This is a genomic window from Parundibacterium terreum (assembly GCF_014636315.1).
GTDB lineage: Bacteria > Pseudomonadota > Gammaproteobacteria > Burkholderiales > Burkholderiaceae_D > Undibacterium > Undibacterium terreum.
Genome location: NZ_BMED01000001.1, coordinates 1919619 through 1929716 on the forward strand (window position 1 = coordinate 1919619; position 10098 = coordinate 1929716).

Consider the following 10098-nt stretch of genomic DNA (forward strand, 5'->3'; position numbering starts at 1 on the left):
TGAGTCACCGCAGCATGGCGCGGTATGCAAATCTATGGAACTAACTCACGCCAGATAACCCTTTGTCCCTGGTAGCCCTTTGCCGGAAGCGGGGCACTACCGAGAATCAAGGTCTGACCATTTGACGTAACGCCCTCGATCTTCACTGTATTAGTCGAACCTCCACCAGTACCACCGCCGTCGGTAATCACTATACCGTCACCGACGATGGTCGAGTTGATCTTGGTCGAAGTCGGCACATTGGCTCCATTATTACCGGAACGATAGTCAAAGAAATTGAACCAGCTATAACCACCAGGGCTGCACACAGTATTGGAAGGTACTGTCGACGGTATATACAGATTGCCAAATACTAACAGCGGATTGATATTAATCCTTTCACCGCTATCCGGCAGATCGATAAACCACCCGCGTCCGGTATTGAAATTAACCGCGTTCGAGCTTGCAGTACGGCTGGTGCCCGAGGTCGTCAAGGTCTGCTGCACTAAGGTCGTACGAGGATTGACCAGGGTCGTCGTTGCATTGTCATCCTTGATCGCGTAAATACTCTGCACGTGCGTATCGGTCAGGTCGCTCAACTCCAGATATTTTCCTGTCCCGATATAGATGATCCTCTTGCCATTGATGCTGCCTAACGAAGGCGCGGCGGTAACCGGCTGTGCATTACCGGTGGAATCCTGCAGGGTAGCAAACTTCATTACCGATGCTGCATTAATATCGAAGCGCCACACATTGCCGTTAAGATCGCCGCCATAAGCATACGTGACGAGATTGTTTTTCTCAGGATCATCCGCCCAGGCCGATATTTTCGCCAGGCCGCTAGGCGAAGTGCTTGTACCGCCCCCCGTAGCTATCTTGCTGATCGAAGCCCCGGTATATGCATTACGCACAAACAGTATCCCGTCGCCACCACCGGGAGAAGTGTTGTTATAGCCGGAAGTCAGCAATACTACCCAGGTGCCGTTTGCCAGTTTGGTAATGACCGGCTGTCCATAACTGTACCCAATATCATTGTCTGTTGTAGAGTCTATCTCCCACAGCAAAGTGGGTGAGGCCGGATTGGTAACATCCAGCGCATAGTAACCGCGCCCACCGCCATTCAAGCCGCCCACAAGGATAGTGTGCCAGGCGCCGCCGCTATAAACGTCCGAAACAATCGGTGCGCCGTTGACAAAATTCGTATGGTTACTGGCATAGTTGGCATCCGCCAGTTTCCACATGTTCGGAATAACCATGCTCGGCACATAGGCCCAGCGCTCAGTACCATCATCGGCATTATAGGCATGCAGCATACCGTCATTGCCACCGATATACACGGATTTGCCACGGCTGCTTTGCGCCGTCACAAAAGTGCTATAACCTGCATCTGTGTAGCTAAACACCGGCTTGCCGATAAATACAGGTTGCGATTCAGTAAAGTCGCCGGTAACGGCGTCACGCTGACGGAAAACGCGGTTGGCAGCTGGATTGGAGCCCCGCATGTCATAGCCGCTTTGTCCGCGCAAATAGGCGACCATATTGGTCCCATTGGCATTCGGCTGTTGAGTGGTCGAATCCAGGACAGACCATTGGCTCAGGTTGCTGCCGACAAAATACGCCTGTTGCGTGCTGCTCATGTTCGCATAGGTAAAATCGACCAGCGTACCTGTGCTGCTCTTCATCTTGATCGTGCGGCTATCGCTAGCTGCGCTAACTTTGGACGCCATCGTACCCGTACACGCAACCGCTAATTCCGTATCCGCCTGGCCGGGTGTCACGCAGGCATACGTGGTAGCGCTGCCTGAAGTGGTAGGTACGATAGTACCGGGAGCAGGACAAACCCCTGGCACTACGTCTTCAATACACCAGGTCGCTGCATCGCTGATATCGCCTGTGTGGGTGTCGATCAGCCTTTTTTCCAGGTTGCCCTGCCATTTTACGGTCGTATATGTGGCCAGGAAGGCGCCATTGTCACCGGCAACAGGATTCAAGGTGCTGGTAGCAGCCGCAGCACCGGCACCCGCTTTGGCCTGGATGGATGCCAGCGCAGCATTCAGGCCGCTGGATAATTGGGTAGGATCCTTGGCACTAAAATAAGTACCGTTACCATTGACCGCAGCATGCCAAAGATCGTCCACCGCCGTTTCCGTATCGGCCACAGGCACCGGCCAGTTCAATACGGGGGTGCCAGTACCATTGGCTAATTTATAGAAATCGTCACCCGGCGCTGCGTTCTTATAGTCGCTTTGGTAAGTGATAGTGCCATCCACACCAAGCCCCAGCGTAAAGGTGGTCATATGCTGTTTGGTATTATTGTCGGTATTGCTGACAAATACATTATTCTCGCAGACGTCCACCCCTAAGGAGCCCGTGCAATTGCTCAGTGAGCTATCTCGCAAGTCGGTGTCGTAATAATACTTGGCGACGTCGGCCAGCGTGGCAGATGAAGCTGTCGGCCCCTCATACTTGGGACGGGCTGTAGAACCGCCATCCAGATCGCCTATCGTGGCGCCGTTGATATCCAAAACATCCGTATTGGCATCGGTATTCCAATAGCCGTCCGTCGTCAACAGTACAAAGTTCTGTTGACAAGAGTATTGCATCGGATCGGAAGTACCGACCGGTTTTTTCCCCGCGAAGATCCTCCCGACACGGGATAAGGCAGAGCGCAGTGGCGTACCATTGGAGGGCGTAGCTCCAAACAATTTCGTATACCACAGGTTTTTAGCATTACCCGAGCCGCTGGTGAATGTCGTAATAGGCAAATAACTGGTGCCGTAAATATCGATAAACCCAACGCGATAACGGCTGTCTATAGGCTTGAACGCCCGGCTGACCGCAGTCTTCATCGTCTGCATGCGCGTCTGGTAATAAGTCCACCAGTTTGCGAAGTTAGTCATTTCTTCAGTGTAGGTGCAAGTCGAACCAGCACAATCTGTACGTCCTGCGGCCTTGGGATAGGTATTTCCGCTAACAATATCGGTACGGGTAAAAGATCCGTAGAAGCTGGCAGGTACTGCAGGAGTGGCTGCAACAAACGCCGTCGAACTTGTGACCGCGGTTGAAAATGTGCATGTACTAGAGGCGACAGGCGTAAAGACAATATCGGAAGATGTCATAGGCCCCGCAGATGCAGGCGCGGTAATTGTCAGAGAGCTGCCACTGCCTGAAAATGTATAGCCGGCGCTTGCACTCTGATTAGTAACGTCTTTACGTAGATTGCTGGAGCTTGTCTCTAAAGCAGTTGCCGCAGGCAGGATGCTGATATTGTTGGCCTTGATACTGGCGATCCCCACTTTCTTCGTCGGACTGCCAGTGTTGCAACTGCTTGCCATGGTAATCGTCATTGTCACGCTGGCCGGCACGGCGGCTACCGCACTAGTGCCGCCAGAATAAAACCGGGTTGGAAAACGTGGCACCGTATAACTACCGGTGCGAATCTTCTGGCAAGAGCCCGCTGCCGGCGATGAGGCGGAAGCGTTGGCTGCCGAAGTACACCAGCGCAATTTGGCCGGAAAACTGAAAGTCGCAGTCTGGCTAGCCTGGCAATTTGTCCATTGCGCGCTATCGCAGTACTCCCCCGGGTTCATCGTGTAGTAATGCGGGCCGAAGGTACGCGAAGAGGTCGTTGGGGTAGTCGCATCACCCGATACGACAGTGCCCGTGCCACTGGATGTAGTGGTATGCAAGGTCGTATAGGCTTTGCTATTGACCGTACCCGGCAAGATGTAGTTGTCGTTTCGCAAGCAGTCGGTATAACCACTATCGGTACACCACTCAATATCGACATAGCTGGTCACCAGATTGGTATTCGCCGTCCCGGAAAATGCATTGTTTTTTACCGCCGTCCAGGTGGTTTGACTAGCCCAGGCCGTTCCTTGATAGTCTACGGGTGGCAGATAGTTAATAGCCGGATTGTAGTAGACGCCATTGAAGTCTGCGCTTTGGAACAAGGGCTGATTGACACAGGCAAGATTGTAAGAGCCATTGGTGTTCTTGCAGATGCTGTCATCCGCCCAGTCGGGCAGGTAATTGAAGCCCATACTGCCCGATGTATCAAGCGTGAACATCAAGTTGGGCAGCACCGACGTGGTCGTCGAATTGGCCAGAGGTGCAGGCGCCAGCGAGACAGTCGGTGCAGACAAGGCCGAAAGTGGAAATGCAAGGCTCAATGCTAAACTGATGCAGGCCGCATTGCGTAGGACTTGGCGGCTGGTTATATGGCGTTTCATGAAGCACTCCTAATAGGTAAAGCCCTGGATATAGCTAATGGAATTTCTGGGTCCGGTGACGCGGACGGTAATCCGGAACAGGACGTTTTTCCCCCCGACCTGGGCTCCTGCTCCGCCGTAACCCGTAATTCCGTTGTTTTTTGGGCCGCCCGACGCATCGTTGAACAGGCAGTTCCCTTCAGTCAAATAAGCTGTCGTATCCCGGCACATGCGCTGTATCACGTAGCGGATCGCATTGCCGGAAGCATCGGTGCCACCATCTGCACTATTGCCCGAAGTCCACGTTGAGCTTGCTGAAAGATCAAATGCCGGGTCTACATTCACGTAATAACCGATTGCGGCGTTATTGACGTTGAATGGATGAGCGTTGCCTGCAGCCCACTGGTCGATACCGGAATTGGCAGTATCTGTCGCAGTCAGCCACTTTATCGCCTGTTCGTAGCCACCATCGCCAGAAGTGGTAGCAGCCTGTTTAAAAGCCAGATTGCCGGCAACTACCGTGCTGGTATCGACCGTACGCACCAGTGCAATCGCTGCCAGCATAAGAGTAACTAAGGCGACTAGCGCAATAAACAATATCACCCCACGCTGCTTGCTGGGCGTGCTATGTCGACTATGCGAAAACGTGTGATGTTGTTTCATCATTGGATTAATAGTGTTTTGGACCAGATAATATTACGCAGGGGTACGATGGTTTCGAACACCCTGTAGCGATAACGTTGCCAGTTCGCGTCACCACTGACATTGATCTTCGGTGCAGGATCCGTCGACGTCCCCTGCCATGCACACAGCCCCGTAGGGTTCACAGCGGCGGTCCAAGATGTGCATGCATCCGTTACATTTGTTTTTTCCAATTGCCCGTTGCGCGCGACTATGGCAATGCGGATCGCCTTGATGCGATTGCGATCGCTGATGGTGGGGGCCGCCCATGTGCCGCCTTTGGCATCTACCCAATTGGTCACCGTATTATTGTTGCCAATCGACGAAATGCCATACTGGGCCTGGATATTGACAACGCCGCTGGCAATCGGCGCGCCATTTTGCAGCAGATTGCCATCGGCAGACACACTGTATGTGGTCGTGGTCCAGCTCCCAACGCAACTCAGGACGGCGCCCGCTGCCATTCCATTCGCCGAGGCCACCGTGATCTGGGTATATCCCGGGTCCACATTGCTTACTTTACTCATCTGACAAGTCGCGCCATTGGTAGCTATCGCGATGTCGTTTTGACTGCACCCCAGGTTATTGGTGACGCCGATGATATTCCCGGTAACGCTGGAAATTTTGATCGGCGCACCACCCATGGCTGAAGTACCTGTGCGTATCGTGATGCTGTCACTGGCGCCATCCTGTCCGTCAGGACCATTGCCGCCATCGGTAATAGTTACTGGGGATAAATCTACGTTGGCGGTGCCGGTATCATTGTCGGTAGTGGTCGCGGGAACGCAAGCCATAGCCGTCTGAAGACTGCTATAAATAGGGAGTGCATATCCCGCCTGCTGCAATTGCCGTTGCACCGTATATAGCGCCAGGCTGCCATTGGTCTGCGCATCCGCGCTACCGGACGTGGTTCTTTTTTGCCCCTCGAACAGGCCCATCACCTGGACGATGACGAGGGTCGCGATCAGGCCTATCACCATGCCCACCATGATTTCGACAAGTCCAAAGCCTGCCTGGCGGGGCATGATGTGTCTAAAAGGAATTCGTGTAGTTTGGGACACCGCGTCGCTCTCTCATTGTTATCGACTACTCTTGCACATGTGCCACAGTGGTCACATTGTGTATTTCAGTGCTTCCCGGTGGTTGCCACTCCACTTTTACGACAAAACATTTCAGGCTTGGCTGGTTGTTTATATCGAGGTCGCAACTGGCAGCTCCCCGCGTAGTACTGCGTTTACCTGAGGGCAGGCCGCTGGTTGCGGAGATGTCCGTTTGATTCTCGGCATAGTTTGCCAGATTGGCCGGATCCACCCAGATCTGCGAAATTCTCTGCTGGGCCACATATCCCGCTTCTATCCTGTATTTGGAATCGGATGTGCCTTTGATCATCGCCGCCTGCAAACCGACGATGCCAAGTATTCCTATCGAAAAAATCAGCACGGCTATCAGCCCCTCCAGCAGCACTATTCCTTGCTGCTGATACGGCAATTTAACTCTGTACGCCTTTCTCATATCCACTCCCTTTTATTCTCAGCAAGCACGCGGATCAGGCGAAACCACGCTAGGATCGGGATCGCACATCTTGATATTGCCGCTGACACCAATATTGATTCGAAGATCTCTGGTCTTGTTTGCCGGTAGCACTGCAGGATCAATGTCCACATTGATTTGCGTTGCAGTTCCTGCCGAAGGCGTCGGCGCAGTCATGCGGCCAAAGCTATCGAAGGTAATAGGCGTGCCGTCTACTGCATTCACCGTTACCGCTGCCGACGAACCGTCTCCGGTTGCCCTGCTCTGCAAAACTGCGGGGCAAGTCGCCGACACAGTAACGCAACCCACGGTCCAGCTAGAGCCCGAACCCAAGGTAAACTTCACGGCCGCATTACGCCTGACAGCTTCGGCGCGCGCCACCTGCAAGCCACTCTGGATTGACTCCGCTGCTCCGCGCAACTTGGAGTTTAAAATCCAGGTGCCATAGCTAGGCATGCCTATCGCCATGACAATGGCGACGATGGCAATCCCTATCACCAGCTCCACCATCGTGAAGCCTTTCTCAAATGCGGATAGTTCGTTTTTCAGCACGACTCCCCCGGCTTTTTAATCCAGCAATTCACCTGTGATCCTGACGGAACTGTAGATGTTTTTGCATTATTTTGATCAATCCCGTACTGGTAGCCTGCCATATCCTGGCCGGCAACTCCATTCGCCACAATCGAATAGGTGGGTGGACTTGCGTCATTACTGACACACTGATAAGTAAAGTATTTGCTTTCAGTAATTCCGGGACTACAAGCTCCATCCACGTAACCACCATATTTGCGGTTATCTTGGTAATATTGTTCCCATCTGATGCGCATGGTCGCCAGATTGCTGGTTGCCTCTTGTACTTTGCCTTGACGTATGTAATTTCTGTATGAAGGCAGGGCGACGGCCGCCAATATCCCCACAATGATGACGACTATCATCACCTCGATGAGCGTAAAACCGGCTGTTTTCTTTGAAAATTGCATAGTATGTCCTTGAATGAATGGCGCCCCATCATATTGCAAATTTCACACTCCGTGAATACACTTCAGTGCCGTACTCGCCACTAATCGGGTGCTCTTCGGAAGATATGACGCAACTACCTTTAGTTGCCTCATATTAATATTTTGTGGCACGTTTATTCAAGGAGCAACTGATGAACGGTTGCCTTTGCGAGACATCCGGCAATTATTCTGTCTTACCCTGACGACGCTCTGACTAATTTTGCAACAAGCGAAGCTGTAGACCGTAGGCCTGAGTACAGCAATTATTGATATCATGCAAAGTTGATGGCGAACAGCAAGGATTGAATCTTGAATCAACTAGCAGACTTAGAAGGCTTTATGTTGCAGGCCTTGGATTTGGCCGGTAAAGCCCCTCAGTGGGTTGCCCCCAACCCCAAGGTAGGATGCGTCATCATAAAAAATGGTGAAATCCTGGGCCTGGGAGTAACACAACCTCCAGGCGGCAATCACGCAGAAATAGAGGCCATGGCCGACGCCAGGATAAAAGGGCATGATCTTGAAGGAGCCACAGCCTTTGTCACACTGGAGCCATGCAGCCATTATGGCCGCACCCCCCCTTGCTCGGACGCTCTGATCAAATCTGGAATCAAAACCGTTGTGGTCGCCTGCCTGGATACCAATCCGCTGGTGCAAGGCCAGGGTATCGCCAAATTGAAAGCAGCGGGTGTCGAAGTGATCACAGGTGTGCTGGAGCAAGAGGCGCGGGAATCCAACCTGGGCTTTCTGACCCGCATGGAAAAAGGCCGCCCCTGGATCAGAATGAAAGCAGCCGCAAGCCTGGATGGCAAAACAGCTTTGCACAATGGAAAAAGCCAGTGGATTACCTCCGAGGCCGCGCGTCATGACGGCCACCTGTGGCGTTCCCGGGCCGGGGCGATACTGACTGGCATCGGCACTGTGCAGGACGACAATCCACAATTGAATGTGCGCGGAATCAGCGTTGACCGCCAGCCCTTGCGCATCATCGTCGATAGCAAATTGCAAATCTCTCCCTCGGCAAAGATTCTGACAGGCGGAGGCAGCCTGATCGTCTGCGCAGTCGAAGACGCGGAAAAAATATCGGTGTTGCGCGATGCGGGAAATGAGGTGCTGTGTCTGCCTAATCCCAGGGGCAAGGTGGACCTGCCGGCATTGATGCAAGAGCTTGGCCGCCGTCAGATCAATGAACTGCATATAGAAGCAGGCTCCAAGCTGAATGGCTCGCTAATCCGCGAGCAATGCGTGGATGAATTACTATTGTATTTCGCCCCCAAGCTATTGGGTGATGCGCGCGGCCTGTTTGATCTGCCGCTACTGGAGAGCCTGGATGGCGCGCAGAACTTGTCTTTTCACGAAATAACCCAAATTGGGGAAGATCTGCGCATTCTTGCCAGGTTTAATCCATCACATTGAGATACTGATTATGTTTACCGGAATCGTGGCCGCCGTCGGCAAAATTACCTCCTCCACCCCTCTGGGCACGTCCGCGGACGCCGGCCTGCGCCTCACCGTGGACGCTGGCAGCCTGCCGCTGGAAGATGTAGCCATAGGCGACTCCATCGCGCTAAATGGCGCCTGCATGACTGTGGTCAGCAAGACCGCGACGACTTTTGATATCGATATCTCCAGGGAAAGCCTGAGACTGACCAGTGGACTGGATGGCCTGAATGAGGTCAATCTGGAAAAAGCGTTGACTCTGGCGGAGCGCCTCGGTGGGCACCTGGTATCCGGGCACATTGACGGTCTGGGCAAGGTAAAGGAATTCAAACCTGTCGATGAATCCTGGGAGCTGGTCATCTCAGCGCCGCGCTCGCTGGCCAAATACCTGGCGTATAAAGGATCTGTAGTCGTCAATGGTGTGTCGCTGACTGTCAATCGCGTTGAAGACAGCGAAACCGACTGCTCTTTTTCCATTAACCTGATCCCGCATACGATACAGGTAACGACACTGAAGCATCTGAAAGCAGGCTCTTTCGTCAATCTTGAGATAGACCTGATTGCTCGCTATGTCGAACGCATGCTGTCGGCGACAAACGTCACCAGCAAAGAATAAAGATTAATATCGCTATTCTCAAAAAGGGCGCTGCGGCGCCCTTTTTCACGCCTGAAGAAAGAAGGTGATGCGAGAAATGAGGGCAAAGCCAGACAGAGGAGACGATAGTCTTGCTGTTTTACGGAAGGGAAATTGAATGGCGGAGGGGAGTCTGAGGCCCGAACGAACTGAATTGAATTGAATGTTGAGCCGGCCAAACAGAGATGCGGATCTATAAAGCGATGTCGTAAAACCGGCCGCGCAAAGCAAAAACCCCTCACTCTTTCGAGGGAGGGGTTTTCTAGATAAAAGCCTGACAATAACCTACTTTCACACTGGTTGCAGCACTATCATTGGCGCAGAGTCGTTTCACGGTCCTGTTCGGGATGGGAAGGGGTGGTACCAACTCGCTATGGTCATCAGGCATAACTTGTTGATTCATTGTGGTGCCGTTGTTCTGGCGGTCACAACAAATCCAATTCGGAAGAAGCTTAGTAGAGTGTGCGTCGGAGGGTTAGTCTTCGCACTAATCAAGTTTTGTTGGAGTACCGATAGACCATCGGTACTCCGTGCTCATGGTGGGGCACACCACAAGACTTAGGCGGTTGTGATTGTTTGCGAACAACGGGCAAACACACAAGCTTACTTGTCGTAGCCTATCACCTGT

The 10098-nt window shown here is 52.7% G+C and carries 8 protein-coding genes and 1 rRNA gene; 2 read left to right on the forward strand and 7 right to left on the reverse strand.

Annotated elements, in window-relative coordinates; translation table 11 throughout:
* Nucleotides 1-32: 32 nt before the first annotated feature.
* The 6 genes from IEW12_RS08945 to IEW12_RS08970 form a co-directional block, all read right to left on the reverse strand.
* Entirely contained in the window at nucleotides 33-4211 is a 4179-nt protein-coding gene (locus IEW12_RS08945) for a pilus assembly protein (protein ID WP_188565552.1), read from the reverse strand.
* A gap of 9 nt (nucleotides 4212-4220) precedes the next feature.
* The gene (locus IEW12_RS08950; protein ID WP_229750999.1) at nucleotides 4221-4793 is read right to left on the reverse strand and encodes a pilus assembly PilX family protein; all 573 of its coding nucleotides are present in this window, start codon (nucleotides 4791-4793) and stop codon (nucleotides 4221-4223) included.
* Nucleotides 4794-4852: 59 nt separating this feature from the next.
* Nucleotides 4853-5896, reverse strand: a complete 1044-nt coding sequence (locus IEW12_RS08955; protein WP_188565553.1) for a PilW family protein — start codon at nucleotides 5894-5896, stop codon at nucleotides 4853-4855.
* Nucleotides 5897-5957: 61 nt separating this feature from the next.
* Nucleotides 5958-6383, reverse strand: a complete 426-nt coding sequence (pilV, locus tag IEW12_RS08960; protein WP_188565554.1) for a type IV pilus modification protein PilV — start codon at nucleotides 6381-6383, stop codon at nucleotides 5958-5960.
* 18 nt (nucleotides 6384-6401) lie between these two features.
* Nucleotides 6402-6953, reverse strand: coding sequence for a GspH/FimT family pseudopilin (locus IEW12_RS08965; protein ID WP_188565555.1), 552 nt, complete (start codon nucleotides 6951-6953; stop codon nucleotides 6402-6404).
* A complete protein-coding gene (locus IEW12_RS08970; RefSeq protein ID WP_188565556.1) occupies nucleotides 6947-7381 on the reverse strand; it encodes a type IV pilin protein in 435 nt (144 codons plus the stop codon). Before IEW12_RS08970 ends, IEW12_RS08965 begins: the two co-directional genes overlap by 7 nt.
* A gap of 357 nt (nucleotides 7382-7738) precedes the next feature.
* On the opposite strand from IEW12_RS08970, the gene ribD reads away from it, so the two are divergent.
* Both ribD and IEW12_RS08980 read left to right on the forward strand, forming a co-directional pair.
* Nucleotides 7739-8812, forward strand: coding sequence for a bifunctional diaminohydroxyphosphoribosylaminopyrimidine deaminase/5-amino-6-(5-phosphoribosylamino)uracil reductase RibD (gene ribD, locus IEW12_RS08975; RefSeq protein ID WP_188565738.1), 1074 nt, complete (start codon nucleotides 7739-7741; stop codon nucleotides 8810-8812).
* Nucleotides 8813-8822: 10 nt separating this feature from the next.
* On the forward strand, nucleotides 8823-9452 hold the full coding sequence (locus IEW12_RS08980) for a riboflavin synthase (protein ID WP_188565557.1): 630 nt from the start codon (nucleotides 8823-8825) through the stop codon (nucleotides 9450-9452).
* Between the two features lie 290 nt (nucleotides 9453-9742).
* Here the strand turns inward: IEW12_RS08980 and rrf are convergent.
* Nucleotides 9743-9855 (reverse strand): 5S ribosomal RNA (gene rrf, locus IEW12_RS08985).
* Between the last annotated feature and the right edge of the window lie 243 nt (nucleotides 9856-10098).